The organism is Thermotoga sp. KOL6, assembly GCF_002866025.1.
In the GTDB taxonomy this organism is placed as follows: Bacteria; Thermotogota; Thermotogae; order Thermotogales; family Thermotogaceae; genus Thermotoga.
In genome coordinates this window covers 286,690-305,994 of record NZ_LNDE01000002.1, presented here as the reverse complement: position 1 = coordinate 305,994, position 19,305 = coordinate 286,690, and the positions used below count along the sequence as shown (strand labels likewise).

Sequence of the window (19,305 nt, the reverse complement as noted above, 5' to 3'; positions counted from 1 at the left end):
AAGATGCCAAGGGGCAGGAAGAAAACGCTGACACCAGCTCTCGAAGACTATCTTGCCGTGATTCAAGAGATCCTTCAAAAACAACCAGCTGCAAGGGTGAGCGTCATTGCGAGAAAGATGGGTGTCAGTTTACCCAGTGTAACGAATGCTATGAAAAGACTTTCAGAACTTGGATACGTAGAGTATGAAAAGTACGGTTATATCACACTTACAGAGAAAGGTAAAAGAAAGGCAAGATCACTCAGGGGTTCCCAAAACAGACTCAGAAATTTCTTTTTCTATGTAATGGGAATACCTTCACCCACAGCCGAGAAACTCGCACGTCATTTTTCACACTTTTTGGACACAAAAACTAGAAGCAGATTTAAAAAGTTCTATGATATAATGGTGAATTTCGACGAAAGTAAGGTACAAGAATTGAAGGAATTTCTCGAAGAAAGCAAAAGGATCGTGAACGTTCAAGAGATACCTGAAGAGGCGAAAAACATCGAAGAAGAAGAGGAGGAAGCGTGATTATGAACGTTTTGGTGACGGGCGGTGCAGGTTTCATTGGATCACATTTGGTCGACAAATTGATAGAAAAAGGATTTGGGGTCATCGTAGTAGACAATCTTTCCTCTGGAAGGGTAGAAAACTTGAACAAAAACGCACTTTTTTACGAGCAGAGCGTGGAAGATGCTGAAATGATGGAACGAATTTTCTTCTTGCACAAGCCCGAATACGTGTTCCATCTCGCCGCACAGGCAAGCGTCGCAGTTTCAGTGAAAGAACCAGTGAAAGATGCAGAAACAAACGTAATTGGTTCACTGACACTTCTCGAAAAATCTGTCAAATACGGTGTAAAAAAATTTATCTTCTCTTCCACTGGAGGAGCAATCTATGGCGAAAATGTGAGGACCTTTCCCACTCCAGAAACCGAAGTTCCCTGTCCTATATCTCCGTATGGTATAGCTAAGTATTCTGTAGAAATGTACCTTGACTTCTTTGCCAGAGAGTATGGATTGAAATATACTTCTTTGAGATACGCCAACGTTTATGGTCCCAGACAAGATCCTCATGGAGAAGCGGGAGTTGTAGCCATATTCTCTGAGAGGATGCTGAAAGGCGAAGAAGTGTACATATTTGGTGACGGTGAATATGTAAGGGATTATGTCTACGTAGATGATGTGGTGAGAGCGAATCTCCTCGCCATGGAAAAGGGAGACAACGATGTCTTCAACATAGGAACGGGAAGAGGAACCACCGTTAACCAGCTCTTCAGAATGCTCAAGGAAATAACAGGTTACAATAAAGAACCTGTTTACAAACCGCCGAGAAAGGGTGATGTTAGAAAGAGTATTCTGGACTGGTCAAAAGCGAAGGAAAAACTCGGCTGGGAACCTACAGTTGCTTTAGAGGAGGGATTGAAACTCACCGTTGAGTATTTCAGAAAAACCCTTGACTGAGCTGTTCAGACCACAAGACTTTGATGATTTCATTGGGCAGGATCACTTGTTCGGTGAAAATGGAATCTTGAGAAGAACACTGAAAACCGGTAAAATGTTTTCTTCGATACTTTATGGACCACCGGGGTCTGGGAAGACCTCGGTTTTTTCACTTCTGCGGAGACACTTTGACGGCGAGGTTATTTATCTGAGTTCCACGGTTCATGGGGTCTCTGAGATAAAAAATGTTATCAAAAGAGGGGAACAATTGAAAAAATACGGAAAAAAATTGCTATTGTTTCTCGATGAAATACATAGACTCAACAAGAATCAACAAATGGTTCTAGTTACACACGTGGAACGAGGAGACATCATCTTAGTAGCAACTACTACGGAAAATCCCAGTTTTTCGATTGTACCCGCACTGCTTTCGAGATGTAGAATACTCTATTTCAAACGGCTTTCTGAAGAGGATCTTCTTAAAATATTGGAAAGAGTTTCAAATGACTTGAAAATGAACATGGAAGAGAATGTGAAGAAAGTGATCGTAAAAAACTCTGAAGGGGATGCAAGAAAGCTCTTGAATACCCTCGAAATTGTTCATCAAGTATTTGGAACAAAAAAAGTGACATTTGAGGATTTGAGAGATCTTCTAGGGAATAACGTAAGTTACACTAAAGAAAATCATTACGATTTTGCATCCGCTTTCATAAAAAGTTTAAGAGGAAGCGATCCAAATGCATCCGTTTATTATCTGGTGAAAATGGTGAACATGGGAGAAGATCTCAGATTCATAGCCAGAAGAATGATTATATTCGCGAGTGAAGATATAGGGATGGCGGATCCCAATGCCCTCAATATAGCTGTTTCAACGGCAATAGCGGTTGAACACGTGGGATTGCCTGAGTGTCTGTTGAATCTTGTGGAATGCGCCATATACCTCTCACTTGCACCAAAAAGCAACGCCGTGTATCTTGCTATGAAAAAAGCACAAGAGCTTCCCCTTGAGGATGTTCCTCTTTTTTTGAGGAACCCTGTTACAGAGGAGATGAGAAGAAGAGGTTATGGAAGAGGGTACATGTATCCACACGACTTCGGAGGATTCGTTAAGGTAGATTACCTTCCCGAAAAATTGAGAAACGAAATTCTGTTTTCGCCAAAAGGAGCTGGCTTTGAGAAAGAACTCCTTGAAAGACTCAAACATCTCTGGCCGGAGAAATACGGGGGTGGTATTTTGACGGAATTGAGAAAAGAGCTGGATTACAAAGGAAAAAAGATCAGGATAGTAAAAGGTGATATAACAAAAGAGGAAGTCGATGCGATTGTGAACGCTGCAAACGAATACCTGAAACATGGTGGAGGAGTAGCTGGTGCAATAGTGAGAGTGGGAGGTACCATCATTCAGGAAGAAAGCGACAAGATTGTGGAAGAAAAAGGAAGAGTACCAACAGGAGAAGCGGTTGTAACCAGCGCTGGAAATCTGAAAGCGAAATATGTGATTCATGCAGTTGGACCGATATGGAAGGGTGGAAATTACGGAGAAGACGATCTTCTGTATAAAGCTGTCTACAACGCTCTTCTGAGAGCACACGAATTGAAGCTAAAATCACTCTCGATGCCTGCTATCAGCACAGGAATATTCGGATTCCCGAAAGAAAGAGCTGCTAAGATCTTTGCAAGAGTGATAAAAGATTTCATAGATCAACATCCAAACACATCACTCGAAGAGATTCGAATATGTAACATCGACGAAGAAACTACGGAAGTGTTTGAAAACAATTTTAAAATTTGAACTTCAAAAAAAAATAAAAAGGGGGCGTGCGCCCCCTTCCTGTTTTTTCAGTATTCTTCAGGAAGACTCGGTGTTTCTTTCTTCTCCTCGGGTTTTTCCACGACAAGTACTTCCGTTGTCAGAAGCATTCCTGCAATGGAAGCGGCGTTCTGAAGGGCACTTCTCGTAACTTTTGCCGGGTCTATAATTCCTCTTTCGAACATGTTGCAAAATTCTCCTTTTAGAGCGTCAAAACCGTAGGCTGGCTCGTCATTCGAAAGTATCTTTTCAATGATCACGGCTCCATCGTAACCGGCGTTTTCAGCTATTTGCTTGATTGGTGCAGAGAGTGCTCTGTAAACAATTTGAGCACCAATTTTTTCATCACCATCGAGTTCTTCTATGACCTTCTCAACCGCCTTTCTAGCTCTCAAAAGGGTTACTCCTCCACCAGGGACGATTCCTTCTTCAACGGCAGCTCTGGTAGCACTGAGAGCGTCTTCTATTCTGTGTTTCTTTTCCTTCAATTCCGTCTCGGTGGCGGCTCCCACTTTTATAACCGCTACTCCTCCTGCAAGTTTTGCCATTCTTTCCTGGAGAGTTTCCTTCTCATACTCAGAGGTCGTCTCCTCTATTTGCGCTTTGATTTGAGCGATTCTCTTCTTGATTGCTTCAGGATCTCCTTTTCCACCAACTATGATGGTTTCGTCTTTTTTAACCCTCACAAGATCTGCTCTTCCAAGATCCTCAAGGGTGAGGTCCTCGAGGTTGATTCCAAGTTCTTCGCTTGCCACTTGTCCTCCCGTGAGAATCGCTATATCCTGAAGCATAGCTTTTCTTCTTTCACCGAATCCTGGTGCTTTGACCGCACAGGACTGGAGTGTACCCTTCAACTTGTTGAGAACAAGGGTTGTCAGGGCCTCTCCTTCAACATCCTCTGCTATTACAAGCAACGGTTTCCCCGTCTGAGCAACCTTTTCAAGAATGGGTATGAGAGGCTTCACAGCACTGAGTTTTCTATCGGTTATGAGGATGAAAGGTTCTTTGAGAACAACTTCCATTTTTTCCGCATCGGTCACAAAGTAAGGTGAAATGTAACCTCTATCAAATTGCATTCCCTCGGTGAATTCAACGTAAGTGTCGAGAGTCTTAGAATCTTCTACAGTGATTACTCCATCTTCTCCCACCTTATCCATGGCTTCGGCAATGAGTTCACCTATCTCAGGACTGTTAGCGGAAATAGCGGCAACGTGAGCAATATCTTCTCTTCCAGAAAGTTTCTTGGAGAGTTTTTTAATCTCTTCAACAGCCTTTTCAACAGCTTTATCTATTCCTCTCTTGAGAAGAATAGGATTCGCTCCCGCAGCAACGTTCTTAAGTCCTTCTTTTATCATAGCTTGTGCCAAAACGGTAGCAGTTGTCGTACCATCTCCAGCAACATCGTTGGTTTTGGAAGCAACTTCTTTTACAAGCTGTGCACCGAGATTTTCAAACTTATCCTCGAGTTCGATCTCCTTGGCTATGGAGACACCATCATTGGTGATGGTAGGAGAACCCCACGATTTTTCAATAACAACATTTCTTCCCTTTGGACCGAGTGTTATCTTGACAGCATTAGCAACCTTGTCTACTCCTCTCTCAAGAGCTCTTCTTGCTTCCTCGTTGAATTTCAGAAGTTTCGGCATATCTCACACCTCCCTCACTCTTCGATTTTTGCGAGAATGTCGTTCACATCAATGATGATGTAATCCTCATCATCGATCTTTATTTCTGTACCTGCGTACTTAGAAAAGATCACTTTGTCGCCAACTTTGATGTCAAATTTTTCGTCATCTTCAATTTTTCCTATAGCAACAACTTCTGCTTTCATGGGTTTCTCCTTTGCAGAATCTGGAAGCACTATTCCTCCTTCTGTCTTCTTTTCTTCCTTAATGGGTTTGATGAGGAGCCTTTCACCGAGAGGAATCACTTTCATGTTGTATCCCTCCTTCGAAGATTTTTTAGCACTCTCGATTGTGGACTGCTAATATAAATATACAACTTTTTTTATGGGACTTCAAGCGAATTATTTTAAGAAAAATTAACATTACAATTACAGATTACAGACATCATCAAAGTTAATGCCATAACAAAACAAAAAATAAAAAGGGTGCCTCAAAGCACCCTATCTTTTCTTTCTGGTGGAGGCGGGGGGATTCGAACCCCCGTCCGAAGATGGAGGCCCCTGGGCTTCTCCGAGCGCAGCCCGTGTTTTTCATTTCGGGAAGGGTACCCCACGGGCAGGGTACCCATTCCCATAGCCTTCCTAAATTTTCCCGATCTGGGCTGGAAGGCGAAACCCAGATCGGTAGGCTGGATCTCTCACGCCCTCTTCCGAAGCCCAGCCAACTTCGGAGAGGACGGCCGCCTTACCTATTAGGCGGCAACAGCAACAGGTTCGTTGGCACTTATTCTTTGTCCCACCTTTTTTACGAGGTGGTGGGGACCTCGGCTCGCTTCCCAGGGGACTCCATCCCCGTCGAACCCATTCGCCCCCTGGTTCCATGTATATTATATCACCGCTGTTTATGACCTTCCTTACTAAAAGAAAGTTCAAAATGCTGGCGGGTTTTGCATACCGAGGTATAGTATAATCTTATGAAGGTACAACAAAACGAGTTTTCAGGAGGTGTATTCAGTGACCGCATACATCATACGAAGGCTTTTGCTTCTTCCTTTGATACTTCTTGGAGTCACGTTCATAGTATTTTCGATGATTCAATCTTTGGGTCCTGACAAGTTGCTGGCAGCTTACGTGAACCCAAACATGTTGGACAAATTGACAACTGAACAATTGGAGGCACTGAAAGAAAAATACGGTCTGAACGATTTTTTCGTGGTTCGATACGTAAAATGGTTGCTCAACACTCTAAAGGGTGATCTGGGATGGTCTCTCGTTGGAAAAGAACCTGTAAAGGATGCTCTCTTGAAAAGACTACCTTATACTGTGGAGCTCGCTCTTTACGCCATATTCCCAGTCGTTTTCGTCGGAATATGGCTCGGTGTGAAAGCAGCGGTACACAGGGGAAAATTTCTCGATCATTTCATCAGAATATTTGCCGTTGTGGGATGGTCTTTTCCAGATTTCGTATTCGGCCTTCTTGTTCTGATGATTTTCTACAGTATTCTCAATTGGCTTCCTCCTGGAAACCTCAGTATATGGGCTGAGGAGGCTGTAAGATCACCAGAATTTCATCGCTATACCAAGCTCATAACAGTAGACGCTCTTTTGAATGGAAGATTCGACATCTTTTGGGATGGTTTAAGACACTTAATAGGTCCTATTTTGACTCTTTCTTGGTTGTGGTGGGCGTATTTGTTGAGAATCACCAGGTCCAGTATGCTTGAAGTGCTAAACAAAGAGTACGTGAGAACCGCTAGAGCAAAGGGGCTTCCGGAAGATGTTGTGATAAACAAGCACGCCAGAAGAAATGCTCTCATTCCCGTAACCACGGTAGCGGGTGGAATGGTCATAGGATTGTTTTCCGGAACAGTGATCGTAGAAACGGTTTTCAACAGAACGGGGATAGGTAGTTTCACAGCTCAAGCGGCTCTTCAACTTGATTATGCCTCTGTTATGGCTTCTGCGCTTTTCTTTTCCACAATACTCGTTGTTGGAAATCTCATAATAGACATTCTGTATGCTCTAATAGATCCCAGAATAAGACTTGGATGAGAGGTGATATGGTATGAATCAGGAACTGAAGAGAATCTTGAGAAGATTTTTCAAAGATCCCACTGCGATAATAGGACTCTCACTAGTGTTGTTTTTCACAGTAGTGGCCATTCTGGCACCTGTGATAGCGCCTCCTGTTAATCCCCTGACCAGAATGAAACTGCCCGATCCTTATTTGATGCCCGTTGTGAGTTGGGATCAGAGCCCTCAACCTCCTTCCACGAAGGAGGAGGCGATAGCTAAGAACCCCAACAGAGAACCAATACGTGGTGTGGATTATCATCCCTTTGGAGTCATAGGTGGAAGAGATATATTCTACGGAGTAGTCTGGGGTACGAGAACCGCTTTTAAAATTGGGATAATAGTAACCTTGGCAAGGCTTCTGATAGGCGTCTTCATAGGATCTATTTCGGGATACTTTGGTGGATGGGTAGATGAACTTCTGATGAGAATCACGGATGTTTTCCTCTCTATACCGTTCCTCATAGCCGCCGTAGTGTTAACAACCGTTTTGGGAACTGGGTTGGATAAAGTCATGATCGCTATGATTGTTTTCGGATGGATGGGGGCGGCGAGATTGATAAGAGGAAACATCCTTCAGGTGAGGGAAGAACAATTTGTGCTCGCTGCAAAGGCATTGGGAGTTCCAGATTTCTTGATAATATTAAAGCACGTGCTTCCGAACACCATCTTTCCAGTTTTGATTTGGGCATCAATGAATATGGGATCCCTCGTTATAACGGCCGCTGTGTTGAGCTTCCTTGGTCTCGGAGCTCCTCAAGGATACGCAGATTGGGGTTCCATTTTGAGTTATTCAAGAGATTGGATGATGGAGATAGGCAAGCACTGGTATGCTCTCATTTATCCCGGAACGGCAATGGTGTTGTTCGTTCTCGGCTGGAATCTATTGGGTGATGCTTTAAGGGATGCTTTCGATCCGAGGCTCAGATTCTAAGGAGGGATCAAATTGAAAGAGCCGTTACTCCGCGTGGAAAATTTGAAAACATATTTCTATACAGAAGACGGTATTGTTCGGGCAGTCGATGGAGTCTCATTTGAAGTAGCAGAAGGTGAAACTCTTGGAATCGTTGGCGAATCTGGAAGTGGGAAGAGTGTAACATCGCTTTCCATTATGAAACTTCTAGACCAAAACGGAAGGATCGTTGATGGAAAAGTTCTTTTCAAAGGAAAGAATCTCCTTGAACTTTCTGAAAATGATATGAGAAAGATCCGCGGAAAGGAAATCGCTATGATCTTTCAAGAACCTATGGTAGCTTTGAATCCAGTGTTCACCATCGGAGATCAGATAATGGAAGCGATCATGCTTCATCAAAACGTCTCCGAGAAAGAAGCAAGAGAGATGGCAATTGATCTTCTGAGAAAGGTCGGTATCCCCGAGCCGGAAAAGAGAGTGGATGAATATCCCCATCAACTCTCCGGTGGAATGAGGCAGAGGGCGATGATAGCCATGGCACTCTCCTGTCGACCCAGTCTTCTCATAGCGGACGAGCCTACGACCGCTCTGGATGTTACTATTCAGGCTCAAATCTTGGAACTCATGAAAGATCTTCAGAGAGAGTACGGCATGGCCATCATTTTGATCACCCACGATATGGGGGTCGTTGCGGAAATGTCCGATAAAGTTGCTGTTATGTATGCAGGAAAAGTAGTTGAATATGGTGATGTAAAAACCATTTTCAACGAACCCAAACATCCTTACACTTACGCGTTACTTGAATCGATTCCGAGGATAGACGTGGAACAAGAGAAGCTCAAAAGCATCCCCGGTAGTGTGCCCGATCCTCTAAACTTCCCAAACGGTTGCAGATTCCATCCCAGGTGTGAATTCTTTGTCAAAGGAAAATGTGATATCGAAGAACCGGAGTTGGAGACACTCGATGGAAATCACAAGGTGAGATGCTTTTTCTGGCAAAGGCTCGATGAGGTCAGACATGCAAAGAGTGAGGTGTAAAGTATGAACAAGGAAATCTTGAGAGTAGAGAACCTAGTGAAATACTTTCCCGTAAGAGCCGGTGTGTTTCGAAGGATCGTCGGTTGGGTGAAAGCTGTGGATGGTGTGAGTTTTTCCATAAACGAAGGTGAAACGTTCGGATTGGTGGGAGAATCTGGTTGCGGAAAAACCACCGTTGGAATGACACTGTTGAGGTTGTACGAGCCAACTTCAGGTCGAATAGTTGTTGATGGCGAGGATACGACTTACTATTTCATGACCCGACGAAGGGCAAAGAGATACATAAGAAAAACCTACCTGGACAAATTCATGAAAATGAAAGAATCAGATATCGAGAAACTGAACGGAGTAGACAAAAGGTATGCGCAACTCTTTTTTGAAGAAGCAAAGGGGTCACCTCAAAAATTCATTTCCCTTCTTTTGACCGGTTTAGAAGAGAAGCGAAAAAAATTCCGCAGAGAGATGCAAATAGTTTTCCAAGATCCTTACAGCTCTTTGAACCCTAGAATGAGAATAAGGAGTATAGTGGGAGAAGGTATCGGTGTTCACAGGATCGCGAGTGGAAAAGAGGCTCTGGAGAGGGTAAAGAAAATCCTGGAAGACGTGGGAATTCCTTCCGCATACATGTACAGATTTCCCCACGAATTCTCCGGAGGTCAAAGGCAGAGAATAGGAATCGCGAGGGCTCTCGCCTTGGAACCGAAACTCGTAGTGGCAGATGAGGCAGTGGCAGCATTGGATGTGTCCATAAGAAGTCAGATCATAAATCTCATGGAGGACTTACAAGAAAAACACAAGCTCACATACATATTCATTTCACACGATTTAGCGGTCGTTAAACACATAAGCGACCGAATAGGAGTTATGTACCTCGGAAAGATGGTGGAACTTGCCCCCAAAAAGGATCTCTTCGAGAAGCCTTTGCACCCATACACGGTAGCTTTGATGTCGGCTATTCCCATACCCGATCCGACCAAAAAGAGAGAGAGGATCATACTGAAAGGAGATGTTCCGAGTCCCATAAATCCACCTTCAGGTTGTAGATTTCATCCAAGGTGCCCCATTGCAAAAGAAGTATGTTCGAAGGAGGAACCCGCTCTTCGAGAGATCGAAAAGGGTCATTTTGTTGCCTGTCACTTTCCAGGTGAGTTGAAATGAAAAAACAATGGATTTTGATACTGTTGTTGGCGTTTGCTATACTGTTTTTCAGAATAAAATGGGAAGCAAAGAGAGTCTTCGTTGAAGATCCAGGATTGAAGAATACTGTGAGGACAATCCTAGAGAAAAAACATTACAGATTCACTTTCACCAACGAACGTAAGAATTCCCTAGTGATAGAGAAAAACCGGGTGATCGTACCCCCCAACAATGTGGTCTTGAATCTTGACTGGGATGCTGAAACGAAGAAGAAGGTCAAACAATTGATCGGTTCTTTCTTTCAAGACATAGTTTTCTCGGCCACAGAAACCAAAATTGCCACCAGAGATATCATCCTCGAAGCAGCGATAGAAAGCTTTTTTGAAAACAAAAACACTTTGTTCGAAAATTCTTATTACTGCGGATTCATGTATATTTTTTCAAAGGAAAGATGTGTCGCGAGGTACGATCCAAAAACGGGAGAATTCGTCCTTTTTGAGCAGTAGGAGGTGAATACTTTGGCTGCACTTCTCGAAGTGAGAAACCTAAGTACATGGTTTTACATGGAAGAAGGAATAGTCAAGGCTGTGAACGAAGTGAGTTTCACGCTGAATTCCAACGAAGTGCTCGGTATAGTCGGTGAAACAGGATCTGGAAAGAGTGTGACGGTTAAATCCATTATGAGACTCATAAAACCTCCTGGAAAGATTGTAAGTGGCGAAGTGCTTTACAAAGGGCAGGATATATTGAAGATACCTGAAAGAGAAATGCACAAAATTCGCGGAAAAGAGATAGCAATGATTTTCCAGGATCCGATGATGTCTTTAAACCCTCTTTACACTATAGGAGACCAACTCATGGAAACTATTAAATACCACTTGGGTTACGATAAAAGAAGGGCGTATCTTAGAGCAGTTGAAATGCTCGAACTTGTTGGGATTCCTGAACCTGAAAAAAGAATGAACAACTATCCATTTGAATTTTCTGGAGGAATGAGACAAAGAGTGGTTATCGCTATCGCGCTTTCGTGTAATCCAAGTGTACTCATAGCAGATGAGCCTACAACGGCTTTGGACGTCACCATTCAAGCTCAGATCCTGGAGCTAATGAAAGATTTGCAAAAAGAGTTCAAAACAGGTCTTCTGTTCATAACTCATGACCTTGGAGTCATAGCCTCAATGGCCGACAGAATCATGGTGATGTACGGTGGAAGACAAATGGAAGTCGGAACAGCTGATCAGATTTTCTACTCTCCAAGACATCCGTATACAAAAATGCTTCTCAAAAGCGTTCCAAGGGTTGATAAGAGATTGGAAAAACTCGAATCGATACCTGGTCAACCACCTCGCATGGTCGACATACCACCCGTGTGTCCATTCTTACCCCGATGTCCCAGAAGAATCGATAGATGTATGAACGAGTTGCCTGAACTTACTCAAATTGAGGAGCGACATTTCGTAAGATGCTTCAATCCAGTTGAGGAGGAAGTCAATGTTGAAGGAAATTCTTGAGTTTCAGAAAAATGAAATTACGGAGTATCATGTCTACAGAAGACTATCAAAAAGAGTAAAAAACGAGAATGTCAAGATCCTCCTATCCATAGCTGAGGATGAAAGAAAACACTATGAAACGTTGAAAGACATATCAGGAAAAGAAATCAAACCTTCAAAATTTTTGATATTTTGGTATTCTCTTCTCGCTATATTGTTTGGAATCACTTTTGCTCTTAAACTCATGGAGAAGAACGAGAAAAAAGCAGAAAAGGCGTATAAAAACATAGCAAAAAACTATCCAGAGGTTGTCAAAATAATGAGAGATGAGGAAAAACATGAAGAAGAGCTTTTAAACATGCTAGATGAGGAGAGGTTGAACTACGTTAGTTCGATGGTTCTCGGTTTGAATGATGCTCTAGTTGAACTGACAGGAGCACTCGCTGGTCTCACGTATGCGTTTCAAAATTCCAAAATAGTGGGGCTTTCCGGATTGATAACTGGTATCGCCGCCGCATTCTCTATGTCGGCTTCGGAGTACCTATCTCAGAGAGCAGAAGAAGAAAACGGAAAAACCAACCCGTTGAAAGCAGCACTCTATACCGGACTGGCCTATATAGTAACCGTCACTATACTGGTGGCTCCTTTCCTTATACTGAACAATCCCTTCTTAGCCCTTGCCATCACTTTGATTGGTGCCGCACTGATCGTTCTTCTCTTTACCTTTTTTGTCTCTATAGTGAAAGAAAAAAACTTCGGAAAATACTTCTTAGAGATGTTTCTTCTGAGTTTCGGTGTTGCCGCCTTTTCTTTCTTTGTCGGTATCATAGCTAGGAAGATTTTTGGAATAGAAATCTAGGGAGTGTTGGAAATGATATGGAACGATACACTGTTCTTCGTTGTGGATACGGAAACCACAGGTACAGATCCTTTTGGAGGTGACCGTATAGTTGAAATCGCAGCTGTTCCTGTTTTCAAAGGGAAAATTTTCATGAATAAAGCGTTCCACTCGCTGGTGAATCCGCACGTCAGGATTCCCGCTCTGATTCAAAAAGTTCATGGTATCACCAACGAAGAAATTGAAGAGGCACCGGATATGGGAACGGTTTACGAAAACTTTAGAGATTACGTCAAAGGTTCTGTACTCGTTTTTCACAACGCCAATTTTGATCTTGCGTTCCTGGACATGATGGCAAAAGAAACAGGAAATTTTCCCATAACCAATTTTTACATTGACACTCTCGACATTTCCGAAGAAATTTTTGGTAGACCTCACTCTTTGAAGTGGCTCTGCGAAAGACTCGGAATAAAGGATAAGATAGAACATCGTGCTCTTTTGGACGCCAAAGTAACTGCAAAAGTCTTCGTGCGATTGATCCGACTACTTGGAGAGCACAAAGTGGACGATTTCATACGAAGAAAACGGGGGTAAGAATATGGTGAAGAATTACGTTCTAGATACGAACGTTTTAATTCACGATCCCGATTCCATGTTCTCTTTCGAGGACAATAATGTCATCATACCACTTCCCGTTTTGGAAGAGTTGGACAAATTGAAGAGGGAACATGGAAGTGTCGGGAAAAACGCTCGAGAAGCAATAAGACGGCTAGATGAGCTCAGAGAAAAGGGTAATCTGAAGAAAGGAATAGCTTTGGAAAATGGGGGTAATCTACGAGTTTACGTGTTGGATAGACAAGTTGAAGGAGTACCGAGGTTTTTGCACGAACGTTATATGGATAACATCATTCTCGCGTACGTTATAGACATAATGAATAAAGAAAAGATTCCCACGATATTGGTTAGCAAAGACATAAACCTTCGTGTGAAAGCTGACGCTTTGGGTATACCGGCACAAGATTACTTAACTGACAAGTCCGAGCTTGAGACCATGCCAAAAGGATATGTAGAAATCCAAGATGACACTCTTAGAAAGACCCTAGAGAGAGAAGAAATTGTGGAGAAAAAGTTGGATCTCCTCGACAACTTTTATATAGACTTAGGAGGAATTTATGGCAAATACAGAAAAGGTAAGATCATGAAGATAGAATCCTTTGAGACGATGGGAATATCACCGAGAAACAGGGAACAGATATTCTCCATGGATGCCTTGTTGGACGATGAAATACCACTTGTTTTTCTCATCGGAATGGCAGGAACGGGAAAAACACTTTTGGCACTCGCGTGCGGATTGTACAAAGTATTGGTGGAAAAACGTTACAGAAAGCTAATAGTGACACGTCCTACTGTTCCTATGGGTCGTGACTTAGGATATCTTCCAGGTGAGTTAGAGAAAAAGATGAAACCTTGGTTGCAACCAATAAACGATAACCTTGAGTTGATCTCTTCTATTTCTGGTTTGAAGATCAAAGAATTGGAGAAACAAGATATATTGGAAGTGGAAGCCTTGTCTTTCATCAGAGGAAGGTCAATACCAAGACAGTTCATTATAATAGATGAAGCTCAAAACTTGTCACCACACGAAGTGAAAACGATTCTAACTCGAGTTGGGGAAGATACGAAAATAGTACTGGTAGGAGATCCCTATCAGATAGATACACCATACCTAGACAAAAACACAAACGGACTGGTTTATGCCGCATTGAAACTTCTGGAATCGGAACTCTCCGCTGTCATAAAACTCGAAAAAGGGGAAAGATCAAGACTCGCCACTGTTGCTGCCGAGCTTCTCTGATATCTCTCTCATCATTTCGTCCAACATGGTACTTTCAATAAAAGAAGGTGAAAGTTGGTAAAGATAACTCTTACCTGCTCTTTTCCTTCGAACGATCCCCATTTTCTGAAGAGCAGACAATACAGCCGATGAATCTTTACCTCGAAAAGAATCTATTTCGTTCTTCGACAGAGGTCCGGACAAAAGAAGAAGGGCCACTACTTCCATTTGTACTTCTGTTAGGTTCCTGTATTTCCTTCTCGAGACTTTTGAGATGAGCGTTGCGTACTCTGGTTTTGTGTAGAATCGGTATTTGCCCCCCACATTCTTCAAAACTACTCCATGCATCGGTGATTCATATTCCTTCTCTAACTCTTCGAGAACCTTCTGCACATCTCTTTCCTCTCTTTCAAGAATTCTTGAAAGTTTTTCCAAAGTTATGCCATTTGAAGCGAACACGAGCGCCTCAACCGCTGCTTTCAGATTCATTAACGTACCTCCCAACCTTCATATCCTCGAAAAGGACAAGTTTCCCCATCCTCACAAGCTCCAAAACAGCAAGCAATCTGACTATGAGCTCATAAACATTTCTTGCTTTCGAAAGTAAAAAGAAAATGTCCGTATCCCCATCAACCTCTTCCAATATTCTTTCCATCATTTCTTCAACAGAAAGCGTTTCTCTTTTCACACGATGAACCATTTCGCGTAAAGATTCTTCCTTCCATACTCTCTCCAAAATCTCTTTGAACTTTTCGACATCTTCGACTCTTTGAAAGAAACGAATCCTTACTTTTACAGGCTTTCTCTTCAAAAGATTTGATTCGTTTTTCAATCTCTGAACGATCTCCTTAACCTTGGAATATTCCTCTAATCTTTTGTATAATTCTTCTTTTTTCTTTTCTATTTCTTCTCTTTCTTCATCTTTCACCCTCGGTATGAGAAGTTTCGACTTCAATTCCATGAGTGTAGATGCCATTTCTAGAAAATCAGATGTGATCTTCATATCCAATCTTTTCATGCGTTCCAAGTATTCGACAAACTCATCCGCAAGTTGTGAAATAGGAATCTGTCTGATGTCCACCTTCTTTTTCCTTACAAGATACAAAAGGAGATCCAAAGGCCCTTCAAAGATCGGTAGCTTGAATACAAGTTCCATGTTTTCACCTCAAAACATGAGATTCATCGCTTTTCTCACCTCTTCCATAGTTTCGCGAGCCACTTCACGGGCCTTTCTCGTTCCCTCAAAAATCACGTCATCTACATAATGGGGATCCTCATCTATTCTCTTGAAATTCTCCCAAATCGGTGACAATTTTTTCTTCATGTTTTTCAAAAGAAGATTCTTGCAATCAACACAACCGATTTTAGCCGTTGTACATCCTTCCCAGACCCATTTACTCTCCTCTTCACTGATACCGAAAGCTTGGTGGTACTTCCAAACGGGACAATTTTCCGGATTCCCAGGATCTGTTCTTCTTACTCTCGCTGGATCCGTCATCATCTTCAAAATGGTTTTCTTTAGCTCGTCTTCCGTTATCTCGAGATTTATGATGTTCCCGTAACTCTTACTCATCTTCCTTCCATCTGTACCCGGAAGTTTTGGAACTTTTGAAAGTATCGCATCGGGTTCTGGGAAGACTTCTTTGTAAAGATTGTTAAATCTGCGAGCAATCTCCCTGGTGAGCTCTATATGATAAATTTGATCCTCACCGACCGGAACACCTTCCGCCTTGTATATGAGAATGTCCGCAGCTTGAAGAACAGGATAGATCAGGAATCCCGCGGTGGAAAGATCCTTATAGTTCAATTCTTTTTTTATTTCTTTGTAAGTTGGGACTCTTTCAAGTCGCGATACAGAAACAATCATGCTGAAGAAAAGTGCCAATTCTGCGTGTTCTTTAACACCAGATTGTACAAAAATTACAGACTTTTCCGGATCCACACCACAAGCGAGGAACCCTCTTACTAGGTCCCGGGTGTACTCTTTGAGATGTGAGACATCATCGTAGTGAGTGGTTAAGGCATGCCAATCCGCCACGAAGTAGAAGCATTCGTTTCCTTCTTCCTGAAGCTTCACCCAATTCTCCAACGCCCCCACTAAGTGGCCTATGTGGAGTTTCCCTGTTGGTCGCATACCGCTCAATATTCTCAACTTTTATCCCTCCATTTTTTGTGGTAACATTATTTAAAAAAAGGAGCGTGAGAAGATTGAGTTCTAAAACAATTTACATCTTGCTGATTATCATGGTAGTGTTCATGCTCGTGGAATTTCTGTTTTTTTTCCTGGGAGGAAGAACTCCCTTTGAAATAGTATACTATAAAAGCACAATGGAGTACGACTACTCCGGAAATGCCACATTTACTACCAACGCAAAACTCTACTTCAAGGATGAAAAGAAAAAGGAAGAGTACAAGGCTAACTACGCTTCTGCTTCTAAAGAAGGACTAAATGAGTATTTTTCTCAAATTAGTAAAGAAGTTGGTAGGGAAATCGTGCCCCTCGATTACAGAGTGAATGTGAACGACTCCGGAGGGATACTTGAAGTTACGGAAACCACCTTCCTAAAGGGGGCAGCTCGTCTGAAAGGAGATACTCTGGACACAAGCATGGGTAGTCTAACTTTGAATGTAGCTGGGGAAACAGAGATCGTCCTCAAATTGCCCGAGGATGCAACGGTGGTGTCGGTTACTCCAACACCTGTTGAATGGAGAGACAACACTATGATCTGGAAACCAAGAGAACCCATGATGTTTCCGAAAGTCATCTTCAGAAAGGTGACAGAAAATGAAGGAGTTCATCAAACTACTGAATGAATCGTCCCTTACAGTTGTTCTTACCGGAGCCGGCATAAGTACACCAAGTGGCATACCGGATTTCAGAGGGCCGAATGGAATTTACAAAAAATACCCTCAAAATATTTTCGATATAGATTTTTTCTACACTCACCCACAGGATTTCTACAGGTTTGCAAAAGAAGCTATATTCCCCATGCTGAACACAAAACCGAATCTTGCTCATCTTTTATTAGCGAAACTGGAAGAAAAGGGATTGATCGAAGCAGTAATAACTCAGAACATAGACCGCCTCCATCAAAAAGCGGGAAACAAAAAGGTTATAGAGTTACATGGAAACGTCGAGGATTATTACTGTGTAAAATGTGGAAAAGAGTATACAGTGGAAATTGTCAAGAGGAAACTTGAGGTAGCAGAAGTTCCCGAATGTGATGAATGCTTGGGACTCATCAGACCAAACATCGTTTTTTTCGGAGAACCTCTACCTCAAAATGCTTTGCAGGAAGCAACAAAGCTCTCTTCAGAAGCAAATCTGATGATTGTGATTGGATCTTCTCTGGTAGTGTATCCTGCAGCTGAATTGCCGCTCCTTACTGTTCGATCCGGTGGGAAACTTGTCATTGTGAACATGGGGAGCACAACGCTTGATGATCTCGCAACTTTGAAGTACAATATGGACGTCGTTGAGTTTGCAAAAAGGGTTATGGAGGAAGGGGGCTTGAGATGAGTTTTCTCGATTACCTCGTTGTGATATCCACCTTGGGAACAGTGGTTTTCTCTTGGACTTACCTTCTTCTTGGAAAAGACAACGCTCATGGAGAGATAAAACAGGAAGAGATAGAAGAGAGGATAATGGAACTCATGGGAAAGTTCCGATATATGTCTGCAAACAGATTAGAGCTTCTTGACAGGAAAACACAGGAACTCAAAAAGCTCATAGCAGAAGCAAACACAATTATGTCAAAACTCATGGTGAGGATGTCAGAAATAGAAAGAGAGCAAGAAACAAAAATTGTGAGCTCATCCGAGGAAACCGCAGAGGTTGAGAAAGAAGAAAAGAACACGAAGGAGGACCGTGAAGGTGAAATCGAAGAAGTCGAAAAGGACTTCGGTCTAGAAAAAAGAATAGTTTCCATGTACGACAGAGGATTTTCAGAGGTAGATATCGCCAAAGAACTGGGAATCACAATAGGGGAAGTCAGGTTGGTACTTCAACTTTTCAAAAGAAGTGTCGGTTGAGAAGTAAAAAACGGAATCTTCCGCTAGAATCTTTCAAAAATTCCGCCTCTGGTACAAGTTTTTTAAGAGCTTCCACTTGATCCTCACCGATCTCCATGAGTACGATCTTTCCTTCCACGTTGTACCTCCTGAAAAACTCCTTGTAAAAATTTAGTCCATCTTTACCCCCAAAGAGCGCCTCTGAAGGTTCAAAAAGAACATCTCTTGGAAGTTTCGCGCCTTCTCTTACATAAGGAGGGTTGGAAAGGATCATGTCTATCAAATCGAATTTTTCTCTGAACGGTTCCAAAAAGCCTCCCCTTTTTACCAAGAATCTTTCAAGGACTCTGTGTCTTCTCGCATTTTTTTTGGAAACCTCTACCGCTTTTTCAGAAATATCTGTTGCTAGAACGATAACATCTGCAAACTTTGCAACACTCACACCTATAGCTCCACTTCCTGTCCCAATATCCGCAACTACTCTTACGTTGTATTTTTTTATGATATCCAAGGCCAACTCGACGAGTTCCTCCGTTTCAGGTCGCGGTATGAAAATTCCTTCTTCGACGTAAAAAGAAAGCCCCATGAACTCTTTCTCACCGAGGATATAATGAAGAGGATATCCCGTTGCTCTTTTCATCACAAGTTGTCTAAGATTTCTCTCTCGATCAGCAGGAACGAAAATGTTCTTTGACAGTAAATCTTCTTTTCTCACCCCTAAGACTTTCGAAGCTATCAAAAGTACCTCCAGAGAAGGACTCTCTGTTACATTCTCTAGAGTTACCGATAGCTCTTTCATCAAATCCCAAATTTTTCTCTCAACTCCGGAGACATTCTCTCTGGCGACCATGGTGGGTCGAAAGTAAGCTCCACCTCCACATTACCAACACCTTCTATTTTCTTTATTGCTTCCTCTGCATCAGAAAGAATCATGCCAGCCAATGGACACATGGGTGTCGTCATGGTCATGAGCACCTTCACATTGTTTTGATCGTCGATCTGTATATCGTACACAAGGCCCAAGCTGACCACATCCAACCCCAGCTCGAAGTCTATAACATTCTTTAGAGCGTTCAAAACGTCTTCTTTGGTAACTTTTTTTGACATTTTTAT

Annotated in this window: 22 protein-coding genes and 1 other RNA gene; 15 read left to right on the top strand and 8 right to left on the bottom strand. The window is 42.4% G+C overall.

All coding sequences use genetic code 11. From position 1 onward, the window contains the following. The first annotated feature begins 3 nt into the window (after positions 1 to 3). From AS005_RS05725 to AS005_RS05715, 3 genes are read left to right on the top strand one after another with little or no spacing between them, the layout of a single operon-like run. On the top strand, positions 4 to 513 hold the full coding sequence (locus AS005_RS05725; protein ID WP_101510732.1) for a metal-dependent transcriptional regulator: 510 nt from the start codon (positions 4 to 6) through the stop codon (positions 511 to 513). A 2-nt stretch (positions 514 to 515) separates the two neighbouring features. Further along, a complete protein-coding gene (locus AS005_RS05720) occupies positions 516 to 1,445 on the top strand; it encodes an SDR family oxidoreductase (protein ID WP_101510731.1) in 930 nt (309 codons plus the stop codon). Continuing rightward, positions 1,417 to 3,216: an AAA family ATPase gene (locus AS005_RS05715; RefSeq protein ID WP_101510730.1), complete on the top strand. Its 1,800-nt coding sequence runs from the start codon at positions 1,417 to 1,419 to the stop codon at positions 3,214 to 3,216. The genes AS005_RS05720 and AS005_RS05715 overlap by 29 nt, the downstream gene beginning before the upstream one ends. Positions 3,217 to 3,263: 47 nt before the next feature. Here the strand turns inward: AS005_RS05715 and groL are convergent, their stop codons facing one another. From groL to ssrA, 3 genes are all read right to left on the bottom strand, one after another. Beyond that, positions 3,264 to 4,880: a chaperonin GroEL gene (groL, locus tag AS005_RS05710; RefSeq protein WP_101510729.1), complete on the bottom strand. Its 1,617-nt coding sequence runs from the start codon at positions 4,878 to 4,880 to the stop codon at positions 3,264 to 3,266. Between the two features lie 14 nt (positions 4,881 to 4,894). Continuing rightward, positions 4,895 to 5,170: a co-chaperone GroES gene (gene groES, locus AS005_RS05705; RefSeq protein ID WP_101510728.1), complete on the bottom strand. Its 276-nt coding sequence runs from the start codon at positions 5,168 to 5,170 to the stop codon at positions 4,895 to 4,897. 203 nt (positions 5,171 to 5,373) lie between these two features. Continuing rightward, positions 5,374 to 5,731, bottom strand: a transfer-messenger RNA (tmRNA) gene (ssrA, locus tag AS005_RS05700). A gap of 141 nt (positions 5,732 to 5,872) precedes the next feature. On the opposite strand from ssrA, the gene AS005_RS05695 reads away from it, so the two are divergent. The 9 genes from AS005_RS05695 to AS005_RS05655 are packed head-to-tail and all read left to right on the top strand — an operon-like array spanning position 5,873 to position 14,202. Continuing rightward, a complete protein-coding gene (locus AS005_RS05695; RefSeq protein ID WP_101510727.1) occupies positions 5,873 to 6,910 on the top strand; it encodes an ABC transporter permease in 1,038 nt (345 codons plus the stop codon). A gap of 13 nt (positions 6,911 to 6,923) precedes the next feature. Then, the gene (locus tag AS005_RS05690) at positions 6,924 to 7,865 is read left to right on the top strand and encodes an ABC transporter permease (protein WP_101510726.1); all 942 of its coding nucleotides are present in this window, start codon (positions 6,924 to 6,926) and stop codon (positions 7,863 to 7,865) included. 12 nt (positions 7,866 to 7,877) lie between these two features. Next, the gene (locus tag AS005_RS05685; RefSeq protein WP_199203860.1) at positions 7,878 to 8,882 is read left to right on the top strand and encodes an ABC transporter ATP-binding protein; all 1,005 of its coding nucleotides are present in this window, start codon (positions 7,878 to 7,880) and stop codon (positions 8,880 to 8,882) included. A gap of 3 nt (positions 8,883 to 8,885) precedes the next feature. Next, positions 8,886 to 10,040 carry an ABC transporter ATP-binding protein gene (locus AS005_RS05680; RefSeq protein ID WP_101510725.1) on the top strand — a complete coding sequence of 385 codons (1,155 nt, stop codon included), beginning with the start codon at positions 8,886 to 8,888 and terminating at the stop codon, positions 10,038 to 10,040. Then, on the top strand, positions 10,037 to 10,525 hold the full coding sequence (locus AS005_RS05675; RefSeq protein ID WP_101510724.1) for a hypothetical protein: 489 nt from the start codon (positions 10,037 to 10,039) through the stop codon (positions 10,523 to 10,525). Before AS005_RS05680 ends, AS005_RS05675 begins: the two co-directional genes overlap by 4 nt. A gap of 12 nt (positions 10,526 to 10,537) precedes the next feature. Continuing rightward, positions 10,538 to 11,530, top strand: coding sequence for an ABC transporter ATP-binding protein (locus AS005_RS05670; protein ID WP_199203859.1), 993 nt, complete (start codon positions 10,538 to 10,540; stop codon positions 11,528 to 11,530). Continuing rightward, positions 11,514 to 12,368, top strand: coding sequence for a VIT1/CCC1 transporter family protein (locus AS005_RS05665; RefSeq protein WP_101511011.1), 855 nt, complete (start codon positions 11,514 to 11,516; stop codon positions 12,366 to 12,368). The genes AS005_RS05670 and AS005_RS05665 overlap by 17 nt, the downstream gene beginning before the upstream one ends. A gap of 12 nt (positions 12,369 to 12,380) precedes the next feature. Next, entirely contained in the window at positions 12,381 to 12,941 is a 561-nt protein-coding gene (locus tag AS005_RS05660; protein ID WP_101510722.1) for a PolC-type DNA polymerase III, read from the top strand. Positions 12,942 to 12,945: 4 nt separating this feature from the next. Beyond that, entirely contained in the window at positions 12,946 to 14,202 is a 1,257-nt protein-coding gene (locus AS005_RS05655; protein WP_101510721.1) for a PhoH family protein, read from the top strand. Here AS005_RS05655 and AS005_RS05650 read toward each other — a convergent pair. From AS005_RS05650 to trpS, 3 genes are read right to left on the bottom strand one after another with little or no spacing between them, the layout of a single operon-like run. Continuing rightward, positions 14,167 to 14,670: an SMC-Scp complex subunit ScpB gene (locus AS005_RS05650; RefSeq protein WP_101510720.1), complete on the bottom strand. Its 504-nt coding sequence runs from the start codon at positions 14,668 to 14,670 to the stop codon at positions 14,167 to 14,169. The genes AS005_RS05655 and AS005_RS05650 overlap by 36 nt on opposite strands. Continuing rightward, positions 14,648 to 15,337 (bottom strand): ScpA family protein, encoded by a 690-nt coding sequence (locus AS005_RS05645; protein WP_101510719.1) that lies wholly within the window; start codon positions 15,335 to 15,337, stop codon positions 14,648 to 14,650. The genes AS005_RS05650 and AS005_RS05645 overlap by 23 nt, the downstream gene beginning before the upstream one ends. Before the next feature lie 9 nt (positions 15,338 to 15,346). Further along, positions 15,347 to 16,333 carry a tryptophan--tRNA ligase gene (gene trpS / locus AS005_RS05640; RefSeq protein ID WP_101510718.1) on the bottom strand — a complete coding sequence of 329 codons (987 nt, stop codon included), beginning with the start codon at positions 16,331 to 16,333 and terminating at the stop codon, positions 15,347 to 15,349. Between the two features lie 56 nt (positions 16,334 to 16,389). Here trpS and AS005_RS05635 point away from each other — a divergent pair, with 56 nt between their 5' ends. The 3 genes from AS005_RS05635 to AS005_RS05625 are packed head-to-tail and all read left to right on the top strand — an operon-like array spanning position 16,390 to position 18,213. Next, positions 16,390 to 16,995, top strand: a complete 606-nt coding sequence (locus AS005_RS05635) for a DUF4897 domain-containing protein (RefSeq protein WP_199203858.1) — start codon at positions 16,390 to 16,392, stop codon at positions 16,993 to 16,995. Then, the gene (locus AS005_RS05630) at positions 16,967 to 17,701 is read left to right on the top strand and encodes an NAD-dependent protein deacylase (RefSeq protein ID WP_101510717.1); all 735 of its coding nucleotides are present in this window, start codon (positions 16,967 to 16,969) and stop codon (positions 17,699 to 17,701) included. The genes AS005_RS05635 and AS005_RS05630 overlap by 29 nt, the downstream gene beginning before the upstream one ends. Further along, entirely contained in the window at positions 17,698 to 18,213 is a 516-nt protein-coding gene (locus AS005_RS05625; RefSeq protein WP_101510716.1) for a hypothetical protein, read from the top strand. Before AS005_RS05630 ends, AS005_RS05625 begins: the two co-directional genes overlap by 4 nt. Here the strand turns inward: AS005_RS05625 and prmC are convergent. Next, positions 18,194 to 19,042, bottom strand: a complete 849-nt coding sequence (prmC, locus tag AS005_RS05620; protein ID WP_101510715.1) for a peptide chain release factor N(5)-glutamine methyltransferase — start codon at positions 19,040 to 19,042, stop codon at positions 18,194 to 18,196. The two genes, AS005_RS05625 and prmC, sit on opposite strands and share 20 nt — an antisense overlap. Next, positions 18,991 to 19,299: a metal-sulfur cluster assembly factor gene (locus tag AS005_RS05615; RefSeq protein WP_199203857.1), complete on the bottom strand. Its 309-nt coding sequence runs from the start codon at positions 19,297 to 19,299 to the stop codon at positions 18,991 to 18,993. Before AS005_RS05615 ends, prmC begins: the two co-directional genes overlap by 52 nt. Positions 19,300 to 19,305: the final 6 nt, after the last annotated feature.